At 71.8% G+C, this 21523-nt stretch carries 14 protein-coding genes; 5 read left to right on the top strand and 9 right to left on the bottom strand.

The window, feature by feature from the left end:
* Nucleotides 1-289 precede the first annotated feature (289 nt).
* Nucleotides 290-745, bottom strand: coding sequence for a hypothetical protein (locus tag WMF31_RS39335; protein WP_129355295.1), 456 nt, complete (start codon nt 743-745; stop codon nt 290-292).
* 377 nt (nt 746-1122) lie between these two features.
* Nucleotides 1123-1851 carry a metallophosphoesterase family protein gene (locus WMF31_RS39330; RefSeq protein ID WP_436607016.1) on the bottom strand — a complete coding sequence of 243 codons (729 nt, stop codon included), beginning with the start codon at nt 1849-1851 and terminating at the stop codon, nt 1123-1125.
* 411 nt (nt 1852-2262) lie between these two features.
* Here WMF31_RS39330 and WMF31_RS39325 point away from each other — a divergent pair, with 411 nt between their 5' ends.
* Entirely contained in the window at nt 2263-3366 is a 1104-nt protein-coding gene (locus WMF31_RS39325; RefSeq protein WP_436607015.1) for a 2-isopropylmalate synthase, read from the top strand.
* Nucleotides 3367-3407: 41 nt separating this feature from the next.
* Here WMF31_RS39325 and WMF31_RS39320 read toward each other — a convergent pair whose 3' ends face one another.
* Nucleotides 3408-3719: a hypothetical protein gene (locus tag WMF31_RS39320; protein WP_129355289.1), complete on the bottom strand. Its 312-nt coding sequence runs from the start codon at nt 3717-3719 to the stop codon at nt 3408-3410.
* An 86-nt stretch (nt 3720-3805) separates the two neighbouring features.
* On the opposite strand from WMF31_RS39320, the gene WMF31_RS39315 reads away from it, so the two are divergent.
* The 3 genes from WMF31_RS39315 to WMF31_RS39305 all read left to right on the top strand — a co-directional run bounded on the left by WMF31_RS39315 (nt 3806) and on the right by WMF31_RS39305 (nt 10102).
* Nucleotides 3806-3979, top strand: a complete 174-nt coding sequence (locus WMF31_RS39315) for a hypothetical protein (protein ID WP_436607014.1) — start codon at nt 3806-3808, stop codon at nt 3977-3979.
* Between the two features lie 879 nt (nt 3980-4858).
* Nucleotides 4859-6088 (top strand): PAS domain S-box protein, encoded by a 1230-nt coding sequence (locus tag WMF31_RS39310; RefSeq protein ID WP_436607013.1) that lies wholly within the window; start codon nt 4859-4861, stop codon nt 6086-6088.
* An 84-nt stretch (nt 6089-6172) separates the two neighbouring features.
* Complete coding sequence (locus WMF31_RS39305; RefSeq protein ID WP_436607012.1) at nt 6173-10102, top strand: amino acid adenylation domain-containing protein; 3930 nt, start codon at nt 6173-6175, stop codon at nt 10100-10102.
* A 188-nt stretch (nt 10103-10290) separates the two neighbouring features.
* On the opposite strand, the gene WMF31_RS39300 is transcribed toward WMF31_RS39305, so the two are convergent.
* From WMF31_RS39300 to WMF31_RS39280, 5 genes are all read right to left on the bottom strand, one after another.
* On the bottom strand, nt 10291-12546 hold the full coding sequence (locus WMF31_RS39300) for a molybdopterin oxidoreductase family protein (protein ID WP_436607011.1): 2256 nt from the start codon (nt 12544-12546) through the stop codon (nt 10291-10293).
* Entirely contained in the window at nt 12546-14276 is a 1731-nt protein-coding gene (locus tag WMF31_RS39295; RefSeq protein WP_436607010.1) for a DmsC/YnfH family molybdoenzyme membrane anchor subunit, read from the bottom strand. The genes WMF31_RS39300 and WMF31_RS39295 overlap by 1 nt, the downstream gene beginning before the upstream one ends.
* Before the next feature lie 115 nt (nt 14277-14391).
* Nucleotides 14392-14790: a nitrite reductase small subunit NirD gene (gene nirD, locus WMF31_RS39290; RefSeq protein ID WP_436607589.1), complete on the bottom strand. Its 399-nt coding sequence runs from the start codon at nt 14788-14790 to the stop codon at nt 14392-14394.
* Nucleotides 14791-14824: 34 nt separating this feature from the next.
* Nucleotides 14825-17365 carry a nitrite reductase large subunit NirB gene (nirB, locus tag WMF31_RS39285; RefSeq protein WP_436607009.1) on the bottom strand — a complete coding sequence of 847 codons (2541 nt, stop codon included), beginning with the start codon at nt 17363-17365 and terminating at the stop codon, nt 14825-14827.
* 601 nt (nt 17366-17966) lie between these two features.
* Nucleotides 17967-19817, bottom strand: coding sequence for an ATP-binding protein (locus WMF31_RS39280; protein ID WP_436607008.1), 1851 nt, complete (start codon nt 19815-19817; stop codon nt 17967-17969).
* Nucleotides 19818-19912: 95 nt separating this feature from the next.
* On the opposite strand from WMF31_RS39280, the gene WMF31_RS39275 reads away from it, so the two are divergent.
* Nucleotides 19913-20842, top strand: a complete 930-nt coding sequence (locus WMF31_RS39275; RefSeq protein WP_436607007.1) for a ketopantoate reductase family protein — start codon at nt 19913-19915, stop codon at nt 20840-20842.
* Between the two features lie 166 nt (nt 20843-21008).
* Here WMF31_RS39275 and WMF31_RS39270 read toward each other — a convergent pair whose 3' ends face one another.
* Nucleotides 21009-21470 (bottom strand): hypothetical protein, encoded by a 462-nt coding sequence (locus tag WMF31_RS39270; RefSeq protein WP_129355277.1) that lies wholly within the window; start codon nt 21468-21470, stop codon nt 21009-21011.
* Nucleotides 21471-21523: the final 53 nt, after the last annotated feature.

The following is a 21523-nucleotide window of genomic DNA, read 5'->3' as shown; positions in this document are numbered from 1 at the left end:
TCCGGTATTGCAGGAGCTGGGCCAGGGAACTCCCGACGGCGGATCATCGATCTGCGCGCCCCGCCCAGGGCGTCGCCATTTCAATTCGGACATGCCCGATTTCATTCATGAAATTGCGGCACGGGCGCTGCCCCGGCGGGGAGCCGTCCCGGAGGGCGGCGCTCGTCGGCTCGCTCGGGGCGCGATGGGCCGCTTGCGGCGGGCGTCCTGCGCGCATCTTCCCGCCGCTACGACGCGCCCGATGCGCCCGCGCTCGTGCCGCTGGTGCGGCGCGCCCCTCGGGCCGGCGCTACGCGGTGCGACCCGTCGGGCCGGCGCCGACGCGCCGCATCTTCCCGACGCGCCTCGCCTGCTGCCGGATGTGCTCCACCGCCTTGTCGAAGAACACCTCGGGTGAGCTCTTGCTGACGGTGATCTGCTCTCCGGCGACGAGGACGACGAGGAGCCCCCTGTCGGTCCTGCCCAGCGCGAAGAGGTCGACGGTGAACGGCGGCTCGTCGTCGATGGTGAGCGACAGCTGACACTTCAGGACCTCTCCGACGCCGGGCTGACTCTCGACGACGAACCGTTGCAGGAGCCCGCTGGCGTGGACGTCCCCGGTGACCCGATTGAGCGCCCACCGGTCCCTCGGCCAATCCATGTGATCACGGAGCTCGTATATCCAGTACAGGAGCTCCTCGGCGACCTGGCCGATCGCCGCCTTGGATGCCTCGTAGGACAGCTTCACCTGCTCGTACTTCGTCATCGGGGCCTCCATCGCTCCTCGGCCGCCTCGGCGAGGCCTCCGCGGGGGCTGGCCGCGTCGCTGGAGCGCCTTCTGGGTCGCGCTCGCTGCGCGGGTCTGGGTGGATCAGGGTGAATCAGGGTGGAATGAGCGCGCCCGTCACGCGTTCGTCGATATCGGGCCGCCCGGGCATCCATGGTCGCTGTCGTGGTACCGGAGGACGGCTCATACCATGGAAACCCGCCCGATCCAATGAGGTCTGTCCCGCGCCGTCCCCGTCACAACGCGCGCCGGCGGCTCCGGAGGATACTGCGGTGTTCCTCGCTCGCGCTCCCTGGGCCGGGCCGCTCGCCGCGCTCGTCCCACAGCGCCTGATGCGCCCCGGGTGAGCCGCTCGATCAGGCGTAGTGGCGGAGCAGCGCGCCGCGCATCGGGTTGTCGCAGGCCCGCGCGGCCTCGCGGAGCGCCTCCCGGTCGACGGGCACCCGGTGCAACGTGACCTGGACCGCGCCGCGGCGCGCCTCCACCGTCGCATACTCGGCGTGATCGAGCAGCGTCGGCGGCCCCCCGGCCGCGAACTCCTTGAACGGGAGCCCGACGCTGCCCGGGTTGACGAGGAGCGTGCCGCGGTGCTGGCGGAGCATCTGAATGTGCGTGTGCCCCCCGGCCATGACCGTCGCCGCGTAACCCGCGAGGGCGCGATCCAGCTCCTCGGGCGGCGTGTCCGCGAGGAGATTCTCCATGTGAGACCGGGGTGAGCCGTGAAACAGGAGCAGCGTCGACCCGGCGTCGAGCGGGATCTCGAGGCGCGCCTGGAACGTGCGCAAGAACGCGAGATCGTCCCCGGAGAGCTGATCACGACACCAGTCCACCGCGTCGACGACGATCGGCACATCGGTGTAGGTGCGGATCAGCGCGGGCTCCAGCAGGAACTCGTCGTGATTGCCGAGGATGCACGGACACCCGAGCTCCCGCAGCACGTCCAGGGTGGCGCCCGGGCGCGGCCCCAGCGTCGCGACGTCCCCGAGGCAGACCACCTGATCGACGCCGACCTCCTCGATGCTGGCCATCACGGCCCTCAGCGCCACCTCGTTGGCGTGGATATCGGAAATCAGCGCGATCCGCATGGGAGGACCTCCTCGTGGGCGGCCGATCGACGAACCGGGGGGGCGTCGGCGGCCTCACGGCGGCCGATCGAGCGTCGAGGGTAGACCATGTCCGGCGGTGCCTCCAGCCCTTCGCGCCGGCCGAGCGCGCGCGATGGTCGCCGCCCGGCGGGCGTCGCGAGGAGTCGCGGCGGGCGCGGCGCGCGACTCGGGGGCAGCGGCGCCGGGGCCGGCCGGGATCGATCGCGCCCCGGAGGCGCGTGAGATGCGATGGCGCCGCGTGAACGGCTGTGCTCGACAGCGCGTCATTGCCGGTCAGGCGCACACACGGGTTGGGTTTGCAGCCGGCATGAAGTAATGTCCCCGCGCGCCGAGCTCGCGCGCCGGGCAATGCGCCACTCCCAGAGCATCTCACAGAGGTCAACGCAGCGCATGAACGCCGACGTCCGGGATCCCGGCGCCGCGGCCCCCTTCGACTGGAATCGCACGGAAGCCGCGCCCCAGGCGCCCCCAGCGCCCGCCGGGGGCGACGCGTGGCTGCCCTTCGGCCGCGCGGCCCGGCCGGTCGAGGTGCTCGACGAGACGCTGCGCGACGGCATCCAGGGCGTCTCCATCGTCAACCCGCCGCGCGCGCGCCGGATCGAGCTGCTCCACGCCATGGCGAGCGTCGGCGTCGACGTCGTGAACCTCGGCATCCCGGCGGCCGGGCCGGGCCACTTCGAGGACGCGCGCCTGCTCGCCCGCGAGATCGTCGCGGCCCGGCTCCCGCTCGCGCTGACCGCGGCCGCGCGCACGATCGACGCCGACGTCGAGGCGATCGCCCGCGTCGCCGAGCGCGTGGGGGCGCCGATCGAGGCCTACGCGTTCATCGGCAGCTCGCCCATCCGGCACTTCGTCGAGGGGTGGGGGCCGGATTTCCTGGTGCGCCGCGTCGAGGGCGCGGCGCGGGCCGCCGCCGCGGCGGGCCTCTCGTTCTGCCTCGTCGCCGAGGACGCCACCCGCTCGCCGCCGGAGGCGCTCCGCGCCCTCTTCCGCGCCGCCGTCGGCGCCGGGGCGGCGCGCGTCTGCCTGTGCGACACGACCGGCCATGTCACCCCGCCCGGCGTCGCCGCGCTGATCGCGTTCGCCCGGCGCGAGCTCGCCGCGCTGGGCGCGGCCCGGATCGCGCTCGACTGGCACGGCCACAACGACCGCGGGCTCGGCCTCTCGGCCGCGCTCTGGGCGGTGGCGTGCGGGGTCGAGCGGGTCCACGCCACCGCGCTCGGCGTCGGGGAGCGGGCGGGCAACAGCTGCCTCGAGCTGCTCCTCGACAACCTCGGCCGCCTCGGCGCGCGCCCCGCCGTGCCGCGCGAGCGCCTCGCCGCGTACTGCGCGGTCGCCTCCCGCGCGCTGGGCTGGCCGATCCCGGCCGATCACCCGATCGCCGGGGCGCGCCTCCGGGCGCCGCCGCCGCCGCGCGGGGCCGCGCCGGCCGAGCCCGTCGAGCCAGCCCTGCCGGCGGGCCTCTCCGCGCCGGAACGCGCGCCCCGGAGGTGAGCCCCCCCGAGCGTGACCCCCCGGCGCCGGGCCTCGGCGCCTCAGCGCGGGGCCACGCGGGCCAGCGCGGCGCGGACGATGGGCGCTGCGGGCGCGAGCGCGTCCACGAGCTCGCCGACGCGGCCTGCCGCACGCTCGGCGCGGGCCCACGCCGCCGAGTAGCCGAGCGTGCCCGGCGGGTGGGCCGACGCGAGGGCGATCGCCTGCCGGAGGTCGTCGCCGATCTCGGCCAGGGCGTGGAGATCTGCCACGCCGGCGCCGCGGGCGCGCGCCGCAGCGTAGAGCGCGCGCACGATGCCGAGCAGGTCGCGGGCGGCCTCCAGGGGGAACGGGTCGCGGCGGATCGAGAGCACGCCGGCCGCAGATCCGGGAGGCCGGGCGGGGCGTCAAGCCGGTGCGTCGTCGCGCTGCGGCTCGAATGTTGCAGCTCCACGGGGTCATGAGCCCCACGACGCAGGAGCCCCCGAAGCCCGAGGGCCCGACCGACGACGATTTCTCGCAGCCGCCCAACCCGGGCGATCCCGGCCCGGAGCAGCCGAAGCCGTCCGCGCCCATCGATCCCGCCGAGGATCCGCGGATCCCGCATCCAGGCGAGATCCCGCGCGGGATCTGAGCCGAGCGGGCCCGCCGCCCGCGCGACCCGCCCGCGCGACCCGCGCCGCCGCCCGCCCGCTGTCCGGGATCGCGTCCCATCACGCGCGCTGTCCGGGACTGCGGCGCTGCGTCCGGGACTGCGGTGCTGCGTCGCGACGGCTTCACGCCGTGATCTGCGGCGGTCACCCGACGACCTTTCGACCCCAGCAGACGGCATTTCGCCCCGGCCGGTCGGAATGTGCAGATGTCGTGAGCGGAAACCGCCCGTTGCGATGCAGGAGATACTGCACGGCGAGGCGCGCGGCGCTGACGCCGTCGGCGTCATGCTCCATGGATTTGTGCTGGAGCAGGATCGCCGGGAGGACATATCGACGGACATCGCGTGGCCGGGTCGTGCGGTGTCCACGGGGAGCGCGCGGGCCACGCCGTCGCATAAAAATGTATCTTGAGTCAGCAGGGTCGGCTACGCTCCGGCTCCTGCATGACAGGCGAGGTGCCGGGCCCGCGCTGCGCGGCGCACGGCGATCCCCGTTCCTGATTGACATCGATGCAGGATGTCCTCGGGAATCGAATGCATCGCTGAAATAATTACACATTCACGGGCTCCAGGGCCTTGTGCCGTGGCGCCCTGTGCGCAGCGGGCCGCCTCGCCCCACGCGCGCGAGGCGCGCTGGCGGCGAGCGCCCCTGCGGCGAGCGCAGGAAACGTCCCTATTTCATTCACGCCATCTGACGTCCTACCGACTTCCAGGCGCGGCCCATCGGCTGTACCATCGCTGCGCCAGGCGACGTGTTTACGGACTTCGCCTCGATATCCTATCTGCCAGGGAGGTTCCATGGATCCCGGTGAAACGGCGCACCCTTCGCTTCATGGCGAGCTTGTGGCGCTCCGCGCCCGTATGTCCAGGCTCGAGCAGATCGAGCGGGAGCTGCGAGCAGAGCTGCGCCGCGTGTACCTCATGCACGAGGCCGCGCCCTACCTCATCTGCGTGCACGATCCCGTCGAGAAGCGGACGCTCTACGAGAACCGCTCGCTCGCCGCCGCGCTTGGATACCCGAATGACGACGCGGCGTACTCGGGATTCGGCGGCTTCCTTTCGCTCGCGCACCCGGACGACCAGGCCCGGGCTCGCGAGCAACTCGATGGCAGCGGCAGCGCGGGCGAGCGCGCGGAGATCGCGTGCCGGTTGCGCAGGGCGGACGGCTCATGGCGCTGGATCAGCCGGCGCGACATCGTCCTCGATCGGGACGACGCCGGCGCCCCGCGCCAGATCATGAGCGTCTTGCACGACATCACCGAGCAGCGAGAGGCCGAGGCGGAGCAGCGCCGTCAGGCCGAGGATCTGAGCGTGTCGAAAAGATTGGTTGACAACGCGCTCGACGGTATCACCCTCACGTCGATGGCGGGCGAGGTCATCTATGCCAACGTCGCCTTCAAGACGATGAGCGGCTTCGGCGACGGGGCGGTCGGGCGCATGATGACCGATTTCTACTCGCCGGAGAGCTTTCATCAGCTCTCCGCGGAGGTCGTGCCGACCCTGACCAGGGACGGCGCATGGCGCGGCGTCCTGAGGATACGGCGCCCGGACGGGAGCGAATGGATGGGGCAGACCAGCGCCTTCATGATCGCGGGTCCATCAGGGGAGCCCACGGGGATGGCGGCGTTCTGGAGGGACATCACCGAGCAGCTCCGGTACGAGCAGGAGAAGCTCGCGCAGATTCAGGTGATCGAGGCGCAGCAGGCGGCGCTCCGGGAGCTCGGCACGCCGCTCATCCCGATCGCCGACGGGGTGATCGCGATGCCGCTCATCGGGGCGATCGACCGGGATCGCGCGCAGCAGATCCTCGAGGCCCTCCTCGGCGCGCTCGGCGAGACGCAGGCGGCGGTGGCGATACTCGACATCACCGGCGTGAAGGCCGTGGACGGCGAGGTCGCGGCCGCGCTGGTCCGCGTCGCGCAGGCGGCGAGCCTCCTCGGCGCCGAGGTGGTGCTGACGGGCATCCGCCCCGTCGTCGCGCAGGCGATGGTCGATCTCGGGGTCGAGCTCCGGGGGCTGGTCACCTGCGGCACCCTGCAAAGCGGCGTCGCCTACGCGCTCCAGCGGAAGGTGCGGCCGGGCCGCGCCTGATCGTCCTCGCGCCGTCGCCTGCAATCCAACGAAGGGAGTTCAAGCATGCGTGCTCGAGCGACAGGGAGTTGTTTGTCCTGTGGGGTGGAAGATCTGGCCGGCGAGCTGCCGGTGCTCGAGCTCGTGACGGACCACCCCCGCCCATCCGCGCTGTCGTTGCGCCGCGCCTCGGTGTCCCGCACGCTGCCCGCTCACCTCGCTCCGGCGCTCGAGGCCGTGAGCCGGCGGTCGAGCACGACGCTCTTCGTCACCCTGCTCTCCGCCCACGCCGCCTTGCTGCACCGCCACACCGGGCAGAGCGACATCCTGATCGGCGCGCCCTTTCCGCGCGGCGGCCGCGCGCAGGGCTGGGAGCCCGGGGACGGGCCTCATCACCCGCTCGTCGTCCGCGCCCGCTTCCACGAGGAGCCGAGCTTTCGCGCGCTCCTCGCGCAGATCGCCGCGCAGGTCGCCTCCGCCGAGGCCCGCGGCCCCGCGCCGTTCGACGCGCTCCTCGCGCGGCTCGGGCTGGCCGAGGACGCGAGCCGACATCCGCTGTTCCAGACCACCTTCGCGCTCGATCCCGGCGGCGACGGCGCGGCGGGGCCCACCGCGACCGGGTTCTCGCGCGCCCGCGCGGCCGTGCCCGTCGAGCTGTCGCTGTCCGTGGCGGCGTCCGACCGAGGGCTCGCCGCCACGATGGCGTACAGCGCCGACCTGTTCGATCCGGGGACCATCGAGCGGATGCTGGGCCACCTGCACCTCTTGCTCGCGGGGCTCGCGGAGGACGCCGAGCGGCCCGTCGCCGACGTCCCGCTCCTCACGCCGGAGGAGCGGCGCCGGGTGACCCTGGAGTGGAACGCGACGCGGAGCGCCTACCCGCGCGACGCGTGCATCCATGAGCTCTTCGAGGCGCAGGTCGCGCGGGCGCCCGGCGCCGTCGCCGCCGTCGACCGCGGCGAGACGCTCACGTATGGCGAGCTGAACCGCCGCGCCAACCGGCTCGCTCACTGGCTCTCGGCGCGGCGCGCGGGCGCCGAGCTGCGCGTGGCCGTCTTCGTCGAGCGGTCGCTCCGCACGCTCGTCGCGCTGCTCGGCGTCCTCAAGGCCGGCGGCGCCTATGTCCCTCTCGACCCGGGCTACCCGGCGCAGCGGCTGCGCTCCATGCTCGAGGACGCCGAGGCGAGCATCCTCCTCGGGGAGCGCGCGCACGCGACGAGGCTCGGCTTCCGCGGAGAGGTCATCGACCTCGACGAGGCGTGTCGCGGGCCCGGCGACGAGGGGAACCCGGCCCGCCGGGCGACGGCGACCGATCTCGCCTACGTGATGTTCACCTCCGGGTCGACCGGGCGGCCCAAGGGGGTCGCCGTCCCGCACCGGGGGGTCGTCCGCCTCGTCAAGCAGACCAACTACGTGGCGCTCGGCCCATCGGATCGGGTGGCGCACGCCGCGAGCCTCTCCTTCGACGCGTCGACGTTCGAGATCTGGGGGGCGTTGCTCAACGGCGCCCGCCTCGTCCTCGTGCCGCACGAGACGCTGCTGTCGCCGGAAGGGCTGCCGGCGCTCGTCCGACGCGAGGGGATCACCGTCATGTTCCTGACCACCGCGCTCTTTCACCAGATCGCGAGCGCGAGCCCGGGCGCATTTCGGGGGCTCTCGTACCTCGTCGTCGGCGGGGACGCGCTCAGCCCGAAGCTGGCCAGCGACGTGCTCACGCGCTGCGCTCCAGCGCGCCTCGTGAACGGCTACGGCCCGACCGAGAACACGACGTTCTCCACGGCGCACCTCGTGCGCGCGATCCCCGAGGGCGCCGTGCGCGTGCCGATCGGGCGGCCCATCGCCAACTCGCGCGTCTACGTGCTCGACGGCCGGCGCAGGCCGGTGCCCGTGGGCGTCCCGGGAGAGCTCTACGTCGCCGGCGACGGGCTGGCCCGGGGTTACCTGAACCGGCCCGAGCTGACGGCCGAGGCGTTCATCCAGAACCCTTTGCCCGAGGAGCCCGGGGATCGCCTCTACAGGACGGGCGACAGGGCCCGCTACCTGCCCGACGGATCCATCGAGTTCCTCGGGCGCATCGACGCCCAGGTGAAGATCCGCGGCTTCCGCGTCGAGCTCGCGGAGGTCGAGGCCGCGCTCGCCGCGTGCCCCGCCGTGCGCGACGCCGTGGTCGTGGCCCGGGAGCACGCGCCCGGCGACAGGCGCCTCGTGGCCTACGTCGTCGCGAGCGCGGGCGCGCGGCGCGGCCCGGCGCGCGGCGAGCGCGGCGCGGCCCAGCGCGCGGCCGACGGGGAGGACGCCGGCGCCTCGCCGCGCGATCTGTCGAGGATCCTGCGCCGGTACCTGCAGGAGCGGCTGCCCGCCTACATGATCCCCGCCGCGTTCGTCGCGCTGCCGTCGCTGCCGCTCTCGCCCGGCGGGAAGGTGGATCGCCGGGCGCTCCCGGCGCCTCCCCGCGACGCGCGCCGCGCCGGCGCGCCGGCGGAGCTCGGCACCCTGCTGGAGCAGCAGGTGGCGAGGATCTGGGCGGAGGTCCTCGACACCGACCGGATCGAGGCCCACGCGAGCTTCTTCGAGCTCGGTGGGGACTCGCTCTCCGTGGCGCAGGTGCTGCTCCGCGTGAAGGCGGCGTTCCAGGTCGACGTGCCCGCGCGCCGGCTGTTCGAGTCGCCGACCGTCGCCGGCCTCGCCCGCGCCGTGGAGGAGGCGCGCCGCGACGGGGCGCGCGGCGCCGCGGCGGGGGCGCGCCGCGCGATCGACCTGCGCGCCGAGGCCGTCCTCGATCCCGACATCCGCCCTCGCGGAGCGGCCGTCGACGCGAGCGCGCCGCCGCGCGACGTCTTCCTGACCGGCGCCACGGGGTTTCTGGGCGCCTTCCTCCTGCGCGAGCTCCTCGAGCGGACCTCCGCGACGGTGCATTGCCTCGTCCGCGCCCCGGACGCGGAGGCGGGCCTCTCGAGGATCCGGCGGGCGCTCGAGGCCTACGGGATCTGGGAGCCCGCCCTCCGCGCGCGGATCGTCGCGGTGCCCGGCGATCTCTCGCGGCCGCTGCTCGGGCTCACCGCGGCCGGGTTCGAGGCGCTCGCGGCGCGCGTCGACGCGATCTACCACGCTGGCGCGGAGGTCAACTACATCAAGCCGTACGCGTCCCACAAGGCGGCCAACGTGCTCGGGACGCAGGACGTCCTGCGGCTCGCCTGCCACTGCCGGACCAAGCCCGTCCACTACGTGTCGACGATCGGCGTGCTCGGCCACATCGGCTTCTTCACCGGAGTCCGGACCGTGAAGGAGAGCGACGATCTCGAGTGCTCGGCGGACTACCTGCACACGGACATGGGCTATTCCCAGAGCAAGTGGGTCGCGGAGAAGCTCGTGTGGCTCGCGCGCTCGCGGGGCGTGCCGGTCACCGTCTTCCGCCCCGGATTCATCACGGGTCACAGCGAGACGGGCGCCGCGAACCTGAGCGACTTCGCGAACCGGATGATCCGGGGGTGCCTCGCGATGGGCGCGGCCCCGGATCTACCGGAGCAGAGCAAGGAGTTCGTGACGGTCGATTACGTCAGCCAGGCGATCGTGCACCTGTCCTGCCGGCAGGGGTCGCTGGGGAAGGTGTTTCACCTGGTGCCCGCGCCGTCGCGGCGGCTCGACCTGAACGGCTTCTTCGATCTGCTCGGCGCCCATGGTTATCCGCTGGAGCGCCTGCCTTACGCGCGGTGGCGCGAGGCGCTCCTGAAGGAGGCCCGGCGTTCGCGCGACAACCCGTTTCTGCCGCTCCTGCCCATGCTGACCGAGGAGGTCCACGGCGGCCGGACCCGCTGGGAGATGCAGGAAAAGATGCCCGCATTCGATTGCCAGAACACCCTCGACGGGCTGGCCGGGACATCCATCGAGTGCCCTCCCATGGACATGCGGCTGCTCGACACGCTCCTCGCCTACCACGTGCGCAGCGGGCACCTGAGCGCGCCGGCCTCACCCGGGAGCGACGTGCGCCCCCGGTCCGGCAAGTGGATGGCGCGAAATATCCCAAGTGGACGGTAGGCCCAGCGGGGGCGGGGGATCTGAGGGCATTGCCGGAGGGGCCAGAGCGCAGGCGGGCAAACGATAGAGCGCCCGCCGGAGCGCCGGCCCCGGAGGCGATGCCCTCAGACCCCCCGCCCCCGCTGGGCCGGGCCATCGTCGAGGCCCCCTGACGCCCTGAGGAGACGCGCCTGGAGGACGCGGCGCGCCTACCCGCGATCCTCCTCGCGCCGCACTTTCACCGCGCACGCCTTGTAGGACGGCTGGCGCGAGTACTGATCGAACGCCGGGAACGTCAGCTTGTTCGTCACCTCGTAGTGCATCGGGATGAACAGCTCCCCCGGCTGCACCGAGTTCGTGATGAACGCCCGCGCCTTGATCTCCGCCCGCCGCGACGCGACGACCACCCACTCATTCATCGCCACCCCGAGCCTCCTCGCGTCCACCGGGCTGACCTCGACGTAGATCTCCTTCGGATAGAGCCGCCGCAGCACCGCGGACTTCTTCGTCCGCGTCTGCGTGTGCCACTGGCTGGAGCTCCCTCGCCCCGTGAGCAGCGTGAACGGGTACTGCTCGTCGGTCGGCTCCGGCAGCGGGCGCGGCGCCTGGAACGCGAATTTGGCCCGCTGATCCGGCCGGAAGAACCGCCCGTCCTCGAACAGCCGCCGCTCGTTGTCCTCGGGCTCCGCGCCCTCGGGGAACGGCCACTGGATGCCCCCCCGCTCGTCGATCATCGCGTAGTCCCTGATGCCCGAGATATCGCAGGGCTGCCCCTTCGACAGCCGCTTCAGGATGTGGAAGACGGCCTCCGGGCTCCTCCACTCCTTGAACAGGTCGCCGCACCCCCAGTACTGGGCGATGAGCTGGAAGATGTGAAAATCGGCCAGCGCCTGGCCCGGCGCCCGCGCGACCTTCTTGACCAGGCCGATGCGCCGCTCCGAGTTGATGAACGTCCCTTCCTTCTCGGCCCACGACGCCGCCGGGAGCACGAGGTGGGCGCGCTCCGCCGTCTCCGTCGTCGTGAACATGTCCTGCACCACGAGGAACTCCAGGCGGCCGAGCAGCTCGTGCAGGTCCTCCTGGTTGATCCACGAGTGGGCCGGGTTCGTCGCGATGATCCAGAGCCCCTTGATCTTCCCCTTCAGGATGCCCTCGATGATCCGATCGTAGGCCAGGCTGTTGCGGCTCGGGATGACCTCCTCGGGGATGTCGAGGAGCTCGGCGACCTCCCTCCGGTGCTCCTCCTTCGTGAAGTCGCGCCCGGCGAACAGGCCCGTCGTGTTGCTGAACATCCGCGAGCCCATCGCGTTGCACTGGCCCGTGATCGAGTTCGCCCCCGTGCCGGGCCGGCCGATGTTCCCCGTCATCAGCGCCAGGTTGATCAGCGACTGCGCGACCCGGACGCCCTCGTGGCTCTGGTTGACGCCCATGGTCCACCAGAACGACACCCGCTTGCCCCGGTGGATCGTCTCCGCGAACGACGAGAGCTGCTCCTCGCTGAGCCCCGTCGCCTCGGACACCCGCGCCGGCGTGAAGCCCTCGACGTGCGCCTTGAACGCCTCGAAATCGACCGTGTGCTCGCGGATGAACGCCTCGTCGATCCACCCCCGCTGGATGAGCAGGTGCGCGATGCCGTAGAACAGCGACAGATCCGACTTCGGCCGGAGCGCGTAGTGCGCCGTCGCCGCCATCGCCGTCTCGGTCTTGCGCGGATCCACGACGAGGATCGCGGGGCGATTCCTGTTCTTGCACAGCCGCTCCCACATGATCGGGTGGGCGATGCAGAGGTTCGAGCCGACGAGCACCACCACGTCGGACTCCTCGAAATCACGGTAGGTGTAGGGCGGCGCGTCGAAGCCGAACGCCTCCTTGTAGGCGACCACGGCCGTCGCCATGCACTGCCGGGTGTTGCCGTCCCCGTGCAGCATGCCCATGCCGAACTTGGCGAGCGCCCCGAGGAACGCCATCTCCTCGGTGACGATCTGCCCGGTGCTGATGAAGGCGACCGACCCCTTCCCGTGCGCCTCCTGGATCGCCTTGAAGCGATCGACGAACGTGCGGAGCGCGACGTCCCACTCCACCCGCTCCAGCTTCCCGCGCGCGTTCCGCAGGAGCGGCGCCGTGGCGCGGTCGCTCGCCCGGAGCGGCGTGAGCGCCTCCCAGCCCTTCGGGCACGCCATCCCCAGGTTGACGGGATAGTCGGTGTTCGGCGTGAGGTTCACCGCCTCCCCGTCCTTCAGGTGGATGTTCAGCCCGCACCCGGTCGAGCAGAAGCCGCACACCATCGTCGTCGTCTGATCGGGCTTGAGCCGCGCCGGCACCCTCCCGAGGCCGAACTCGCCGGGCGTGAGCAGCAGCTCGCGCGTCAGCGGGCCGTTCCGCTGCAGGAGGATGTTGTCGCTCACCTTGCGCTCCGGAGGCGTCGTGCTCGCCGGAGACGGCCTGTTCGCGTCGCGGGTGGTCATCAGGAGAGCCCTCCGGGCATCTTGGAGGCGGGCGCGGCGGCGAAGAAGAGATACCGCTCGAAGAGCTCCCCCGAGAGGCAGAACAGGAACGCGACGACCGCCATCGCCATGAGCGCCTCCGAGCTGATGCCGCTGTCCGGCGCGGCGAAGAGGCTGAGCGCCGGCAGGACGATGCCGCCGAGCGCCCCGCACGCGAAGCGCCACGCCGTCGCGCCCTGGAGCTCCCCCGTCATCAAGATCGCGCTCCGCTTCAGCGTCGAGTGGCTCCGCTTGCGGAGGTGCCGGAATATCGAGAGCTCCACGAGCAGCTTGAGCGCCGTCGTCACGCAGAGGAACGCGGAGAGCGCGCGGAAGCCGCCCGTCAGGAGCAGCGCCGCGTGCTCGCGGCTCGAGAGCAGCGCGATCATGAGGATGGTCGAGCTGCCGAGCACGGCCGCGGTGGCGGCGAACTTGAAGCCGGTCAGGGCTCCTCGCCAGTGCTCCCGCTGCGTCGCCGCGTACACCATCACCGAGCAGAAGACCCCTAACATCCCGCTCAGCGCGACCGTATAGGAGAGCGGGCCCTGCAGGTGGCGGAGCGGGAGCAGGGCCGGGAGCGCCGGCATGGACGCCACCCAGAACGAGGCGGCGTAGAGCGTCCCGGCGCCCGCGAAGAGCGAGAAGCCGAGGATCTCCCGGCTGAGCCAGGACGTCTTGAGCCCGAGGAACGCCCGGAACGCGTATTGCGGGCGCCCCAGGTGGAGCAGGCTCGCCGCCAGCGCCGCGAGCCCGAACACGAGCGCGAAGGTGGCGCTGTGGCCGCCGAAATCCTGGGTCGCCTGCTCTCCGAGCGCCTTGTTCAGCGCCAGGCTGACGCAGAAGGCGCCCACCGAGAGCTGGGTCAAGACGAGCATGATGACGAGCGGCGGGTGGGAGTGCTCCCGGTTCACCTCGTAGAAGTCCGCGGGCAGCATGTTGCGCGGGAACGACCGCTTCGTCTTGTAGCTGGTCGTCGGGAGCGTGTGGCCCGGCGCCGGCGCCCCCGGCAAGAAGATGTTCGCCTCGCTCTCCTGCACCGCGTTCGCCTGATCGACGACCGTGATCCGGATGGCGCCGTTCGGGCACGACTGCACGCACGCCGGGGCCTCGTCGTTCGCCAGCCGGTCGCTGCACATGTCGCACTTGCGCACGATCCCCCGCTCCGGGTTGAACTTCGGGGCGTCGTAGGGGCACATCAGGATGCAGTACTGGCAGCCGATGCACTGGTCATCGAGGTGCTTGACGATGCCGGTGACGGGGTCCTTCTCGTACGCCTTGACCGGGCAGCCCGACATGCACGCCGGGTCCAGGCAGTGGTGGCACGAGGTCGTCACGCTCTGCTGCGCGGGCGCCTGCGGCGTGCCGCCGTGGAGCAGCCCCACCGACCGCCACACCTCGGACTCGTCGAGCCCGTTCAGGCTGTGGCACGCGGTGACGCACGCCTTGCACGCGGTGCAGGCGTCGAGGTCGACCTCGAAGGCGTACTGCTGCCCCGGCTTCGGCCGCTCGAGGGGGATGAGATCGCGGTAGTACCTGGACTGGGCCGGGAGCGCGTGCTCCTCGTGCAACCGCGAGAACCGCTCGACGGCGGTGAGCTCCTGCTGCTGCTCGAGGAGCGCCTCGAGCAGCTTCTGGTTGCTGTCCTGGCGCCTCTTCGGCGAGTTGACGACGGGCAAGCGAAAATGGGTGTCAGACACCTTTGCGACGCTCATCGAAAGTTCCTGTCTACCCCGCGCGGAAACCCAGTCCGGAGGACTTCAGGAGACACACCGCGAGCGCCTGCGTGTCCGCCGCGAGGATGAATGTGGCGCTGCTCCCGGATCCCACTCAACCCGCTCGCCGATCGGGCGGCTGCGCCGCCGCCTGGACCTCGACCCGCCCGCCCCGGACCCGCACCGGGAACACGGGGACGCGCACGCCCGGGTCGTCCAGGCACTGGCCGGTGCGCAGATCGAAGCTCTGCTTGTAGATCGGCGAGGCGATCTTCGGGACCCCCCCCTTGTCGCCGACGATGCCGCGGGAGAGGACGAACGCCTTGCTGAACGGGTCGAAGTTGCTGAGGGCGTAGATCTCCTCGCCCTCGCCGACCCGGACCACGGCGATCTGGCGCTTGCCCACGAGCGCGCAGACGCCCGTGCTCGGGATGATGTCCTCGACCGCGCAGACATCGACCCAGCCCTCGGTCGTGCCCTCGTCGCGGAGCGCCTCCGGATGCCGCTCGTTCATGCTCGATTCCCTGAAAAGGCCGATGTTCATGGTGCTAGATCATCTCCTCGACGGCGGTCGCCTTCTCCTTCCACGCCGCCGGACGGTGCTGCGCCCGCTCGCTGACGAAGACGATGCTCCGGTCGGGCTCCCTGGCGTTCACGAAGGGGCGGAACTGCTTCAGCTTCTCCTCATCGTTGATCGCGGCCTTCCACTCGCACTCGTACGTGGCGATGATGTGGGCCATGTCCCTCTCGAGCTCCTCGCAGATCCCGAGCGAGTCCTCGATGATGACCTGCTTGAGGTAGTCCATGCCGCCCTCCAGGTTGTTGAACCACGTGGCCGTGCGCTGGAGCTTGTCGGCCGTGCGGATGTAGAACATCAGGAAGCGGTCGAGGTACTTGAGGACCGTCGCCTCGTCGAGATCCGCGGCGAAGAGCTGGGCGTGCTGCGGCTTCATCCCGCCGTTGCCGCAGAGGTAGAGGTTGTACCCCTTCTCCGTGGCGATGATGCCGAAGTCCTTGCCCTGCGCCTCGGCGCACTCGCGCGCGCAGCCCGACACCGCCGACTTCAGCTTGTGGGGGCTGCGCAGCCCCTTGTAGCGGTTCTCCAGGGTGATGGCGAAGCCCACGGAGTCCTGGACGCCGTAACGGCACCACGTGCTGCCCACGCACGACTTCACGGTGCGGAGCGCCTTGCCGTAGGCGTGCCCCGACTCGAAGCCCGCGGCGATGAGCTCGGCCCAGATGTCGGGGAGCTGCTCCAGGCGCGCGCCGAACAGGTCCACGCGCTGGCCGCCGGTGATCTTCGAGTAGAGGTTGTACTTCTTCGCGACCTGCCCGAGGGCGATGAGCTGCTCCGGCGTGATCTCGCCGCCCGCCACGCGCGGGACCACCGAGTAGGTGCCGTCGCGCTGGACGTTGGCCATGAACCTGTCGTTCGTGTCCTGCAGCGGGAGGTGCCGCTTGCTCAGGATGTGCTCGTTCCACGTCGAGGCGAGGATCGACGCCACCGCGGGCTTGCAGATCTCGCACCCCTTGCCCTTCCCGTGGCGGGCGAGCAGGTCGTCGAACGACCTGATCTCGTGGACCCGGATCAGGTGATAGAGCTCCTGACGCGAGTAGCCGAAGTGCTCGCAGATGTGGTTGTTGACCGCGACGCCGGCCTTCTTGAGCTCCTTCTTCAGGAGGTCGGTGATCAGCGTGGTGCAGGAGCCGCAGCCCGTGCCCGCCTTGGTCTGCCCCTTGATCGCGGCGACCGTGTGGAGCTTGTCATCGCAGATGGCCGAGCAGATGGTCTTCTTCGTGACGTTCAGGCACGAGCAGATCGTGGCCGAGTCGGGCAGCGCCTCCACGCCGAGGCCGGCGGGCTTCGCGCCGTCGCGGGGCGCGACGATGAGATCCTCGGGGTGCGGCGGGAGCGCGATCTTGTTCTGCACGAGCTGGAGCAGCTGCCCGTAATTCGAGGCGTCGCCGACCATGATGCCGCCGAGCAGCAGCTTGCCGTCCGCGCTGACGACGAGCTTCTTGTAGACGTTCGACGTCGTGTTCATGAAGCTGATCACGCGCGCGCCCGGCTGCGCGGCGAAGGCGTCGCCGAAGCTCGCGACGTCCACGCCCATCAGCTTGAGCTTCGTGCTCATGTCGAAGCCGCCGAACCTCTCCTCTCCGCCGGTGAGGGCGTCGACGGCGACCCGGGCCATGTGGTAACCCGGCGCGACCAGGCCGTAGAGCTGGTTGTTGAAGCTCGCGCACTCGCCGATCGCGAGGATGTCCGGATCGGACGTCTGGCAGCGCTCGTCGATGGCGACGCCGCCGCGGTTGCCGAGCGCGAGCTCGCACTTCCGGGCGAGCTCGTCCCTCGGGCGGATGCCGGCCGAGAAGACGATCATGTCCGTCGCGAGCTCGCTCTGGTCGGCGAAGAGCATCCTCGCCACCCGGCCGCGCTCGGCCACGATCTCGGTGGTCGACATGTTCGTGTGGACCTCGACGCCGAGCGCCTCGATCTTCCGGCGGAGGATCATGCCGCCGGCCTCGTCGACCTGGAGCGCCATCAGCCGCGGCGCGAACTCGACCACGTGGGTCGCGAGGCCCATGTTCTTGAGCGCGTTGGCCGCCTCCAGCCCGAGCAGCCCGCCCCCCACGACCACGCCGACCCGGGCGACCTTCGCGTGCGCCTGCATCGCCTCCAGGTCCTCGATCGTCCGGTAGACGAAGCAGCCTTTCGCGTCCCTGCCCTTGATGGGCGGGACGAACGGGTACGAGCCGGTGGCGAGGACGAGCTTGTCGTAATAGACCGTCTTCCCCTTCGCGGAGGTCACGCACCTCCGCCGCCGGTCGATGGCAACGGCCTTGTCGCCGAGGAGGACCTGGACCCCCGCCTCTTCGTAGAGGCCGGGCTTCACCATCGACAGATCCTCGGCCGATTTGCCGCTGAAGAAGGCGGACAGGTTCACCCGGTCATAGGCAAGCCGCGGCTCCTCGCAGAAGGTCGTGATGTTCCATTCGCGCAGGAAGCCGCCGAGCACCATGTTCTCGATGAACTTGTGCCCGACCATGCCGTTCCCGATAACGATGAGGTCCTTCTTCTTGCTCATGCACCCGCCTTGCTGGGCCTGGTGACGCACGCTCACGCCACGTTCACTCCGCCATCCGGGTGATTCGCCGGACGGATCCCGGACTTCATGGGTCTACTGTGACCCCTGTTTCACGGTTGTTTCGCAGCGATGAATTGTCGCCCCCGCCGCGCGCCCTCATCGGGCGCGCGTCACCCTCGGCCCCTGTTTGGCCCCTGTTTCCTGCATGTTTCGCGGTCACCGAGGCGCGCATTGCAGTCCTGCACTGGGCGTCCACACCTACACCGATGAATGGAAATGGGCGCACCGCGCGAGTCACGTCCGTCCGTTTCAACCACGTTTCGCGCCCGGACCGGATGCAGTGGAGTCCGTCCGTCTCACGCTTCGCGCCCGGCTCGGATGCAATGGAATCCGGCCGCGCACGGCGGGGCACGGCCGAGGGGGGAGGAGGGCGGGGGGTGCTCACTGGAGGGGCTTGCGTGGAGGCGAGCCACAAAAGGGGCTCGCCGGAACGCAAGCCCCGGAGGTGAGCACCCCCCGCCCTCCTCCCCCCTCGGCCGAGCGGGGCGCCTCCCTCGGCCGAGCGGGGCGCCTCCCTCGGCCAAGCGTCGCAGACAGACGATCAGCCCGGCCGGCTCGCCCTGGCCACGAGCTCGAGGAGCTGGTCCGAGGCGACCGGCTTGGTGAGGTGCGCGTCGAAGCCGGCCTCCCGCGAGCGCCGGCGGTCCTGGTCCTGGCCGTAGCCGGACACGGCGGCGATGTAGGCGTGCTGGAGCTCGGGGGCGGCGCGCAGCCGCCGGACGACCTCGTAGCCGTCCATCCCGGGCAGGCCGATGTCGAGCAGGATGAGATCGGGCCTCCCGGCGCGGGCCTCCTCGATGGCCGCGGGCCCGTCGTGCGCCATCGCGACCGTGTGGCCGTGGAGCTTGAGGATGCGCCGGAGCCCGTCGGCGGCGTCCACGTTGTCGTCGACGAGCAGCACCCGGAGCGCGGCCCCGCCGGCGCTCGGCGCCTCGCTCCGGCGCGGCGCGGGGGCCTCCTCGGCGGCCCCCGCGAGCGGGAGCCAGACGCTGATGGCGGTGCCCTCGCCGGCGCCGGCGCTCCGCGCCTCGACGCGCCCGCCGTGCAGCTCGGCGAGCCGCTTGACCAGCGTGAGCCCGACCCCGAGGCCGCCCTGCGACCTGTCGAGCGTGCGGCGCGCCTGCATGAACGGCTCGAAGACGTGCGGGAGCAGCTCGGCGGGGATGCCGACCCCGGTGTCGACCACCTGGAGCCACGCCTCGCCGCCCTTCGCCTCGCAGGCGAGCGAGACGCGGCCGCCCGGGTTCGTGTACTTGATCGCGTTGTTGAGGAGGTTCACGACGACCTGCTCGAGCCGCACCCGATCGCCGTGCACGAAGACCGCCGGCTCCACCGACACGCTGAGCTCGTGCCCGCGCTGCTGGAGGAGCGGTCGCGCCGACTCGACCGCGGCCTCGACCACGGCGCCCACCTCGAGCCGCTCCCGCTTCAGCGCGATCTTGCCGCGGGTGATCCGGGAGACGTCGAGCAGATCGTCGACGAGCCGCACGATCGTCTTCACCTGCCGCTCCAGGATCGCGAGGATCTGCTGGTCGTCGCGCTCGCCGCGATCGCTCATGTTCATGCGCAGGAGCTCGAGGCCGGTGGTGATGGGCGCGAGGGGGTTCCGGAGCTCGTGCGAGAGCATGGCGATGAACTCGTCCTTGCGCCGGTCCGCCTCGTAGGCCTCGCGGTAGAGCCGGGCGTTCTCGAGGGCGACGCGCCGCTCGCGCTCGATGATGGCGGCGCGCTCCTCGTGCAGGCGGGCGCGCTCGATCGCCTGCGCGCACTGGCGCGACATCGCGACCAGGAACTCCCGCTCCTCCTGGTCGAACGGGCGCGGCTCCGCGAAGCTCAGCCCGAGCACGCCGATCGGCCGGTCCTGGACCAGGAGGGGGACGCAGCAGAGCGAGGTGGTGGTGACGGTCAGCTCGCCGGCCGCGAACGCCGGGTACCGCGCGCAGAGCTCGTCGCGCGAGCGCAGCCAGAGCGGCGCGCCGGCCCGCATGGCCTCGGCCAGCGGGAGATCCGCGGTCACGGGCAGCTCCCGGTAGCGCTCGACGGCGGCCTCCGGGTAGCCGACGGCCGCGAGGCACTCGAGGACGTCGCCCGCGGCGACGACGATCGTCCCGGCGTACGCGCCCGCGGCCGCGATGCCCTGGTCGATGACGACCTCCGCCACCGCCTCGCTGGTGAGCGCGTCCGCGAGCGCCGCCGTGATGCGCTGGAGGCCGGCCATGCGCTGCGCGGCGCGCTCGGCGGCCCGGCGCGCCTCCTGCTCGGCCAGCAGGCGCGCTGTCTCCTGCTCGGCCAGCGGGCGCCCCTGCCCGGCGTCCAGGATCGGGCCCGGCGGGGCGCCCGAGCTCGGGCCTTCGCTGGTGCGAGGCGTGGTGACGGCATCCGGCCTGCGCATCTGGATCCATGCATATCTGCAATCGGCGCTCATGGCCACAGGCCGCGCCGCGCGATCGGGGCCGCGGCGCGATCGGGTATGATAGGGTCGCGGCGATGCGGATCCTCGTTGTCGGCGCGGGCGCCGTGGGCGGTTATTTCGGGGCGAGGCTCGGCCTCGCGGGAGAGGACGTGACCTTCGTGGCGCGCGGCGCGCACGCCGAGGCGATGCGGTCGCGCGGGCTCGTGCTGCGCACGCCGGCCGGCGAGCTGCGCACGCCGCCGCTCCGCGTCACCGAGCTCGACGGGGCGCGCGGGCCGTTCGATCTCGCGCTCGTGGCCGTGAAATGGCCGTCGCTCGCCGCCGTGAGCGCGGCGCTCCCGGCGCTGCTCGCGCCCGACGGCCTCTGCGTGCCGCTCCTGAACGGGCTCGACTCGGAGGACGCGGTCGCGCGCGATCTCGGCGCGTCGCGCGTGATCGCCGCCGTCGCGTTCATGTCCGCGAGCCTCGCCGGCCCTGGCGAGATCCACACGGTCGCGCCGACGCGCGCCGGCCTCGCGCCCTACCGTCCCGGGCAGGAGCCGCGGGTCGAGGCGGTCGCCGCGCTGCTCGAGCGCGCGGGCATCCCGGTCCGCCGGGCGTCGGATCACCGCGCGATGCTCTGGGAGAAGATGGTCTGGAACGCGCCGTTCAATGCGATCTGCGCGCTGACCGATCAGCGCGCCGGCGTGGCGGCGGAGCGGATGGAGGACCTCGTCCGGGCGGGGATGCTCGAGGTGATCGCGGTCGCGCGCGCGGAGGGGACGGACATCTCCGGGGCGATCGCGGATGCGATGATCGCCATGACCCGCAAGGAGTACCCGCTCACGGAGCCGTCGATGCTCCAGGACGTGCGCGCCGGCCGCCCCACGGAGGTCGACATCCTCCAGAGCGCCGTGGTCGACCGCGGCCGCCGGGCCGGCGTCGACACGCCGGTGCTGCGCACGCTCGCGGCCCTGCTGCGCGGCCTGGCGCCGCGCCCGGCGGCGCCCGCGAGCGCCGGATAGGCCCGCCCGGGGTTGCTCCCGCGCGCTCCTCCGTGGCCGCGCGGGGCCCCTCGCCGCGGGACGCCGCGAGCCCACCTCGTGGCACGGTCCTCGCCGCGAGCTCACCTCAGAACACGGTCCTCGCCGCGAGCTCACCTCAGAACACGGTCCTCGCCGCGAGCTCACCTCAGAACACGGTCCTCGCCGCGAGGCCCCTGCCCATGGGGAGGATCTGCACGCGCCCCACCTCCGTCACCGTGCGCTTCGCCGGGAACAGGAATCCGCCGAGGATCTGCAGCGCGCCGATGGCCTGACCGAGGCCGTCCGCCACGAGCAGCACCTTGTTCGTCGCCTCGTGGTTGCACGACCCCCTGCAGCGCCCGCGCGAGCCGAGGTCGATCCAGGGCCCCGCGACGGGCACCCAGAGGGCGCGGTCGGCCGGTTTGTCGCTGACGGCCGCGACGACGGTCGAGATCCCGTAGGTCGTACCGAGCACGGCGACGCCGCTCCAGATGAGCCCGCGATTCGGCACCGAGTCGGTGATCGTGACCGTGTCGCGCGCCCTCTCCTGCGCGCGCGCCGTCGAGGGCACACCGATCATCGCGACCGCCACGGCGGCGGCCGATGTGAAGAGAGCGAGCTTCTCCATGCGATCCTCCTGCCCCGGCGCGCAGGAGCAAGCAGGGTGCCGGCGCGACGTGC

This window comes from Sorangium sp. So ce1036, assembly GCF_051369805.1.
In the GTDB taxonomy this organism is placed as follows: domain Bacteria; phylum Myxococcota_A; class Polyangia; order Polyangiales; family Polyangiaceae; genus Sorangium; species Sorangium cellulosum_F.
The sequence above is the reverse complement of the archived record's forward strand: the minus strand, read 5'-3'. Positions and strand labels throughout refer to the sequence as shown.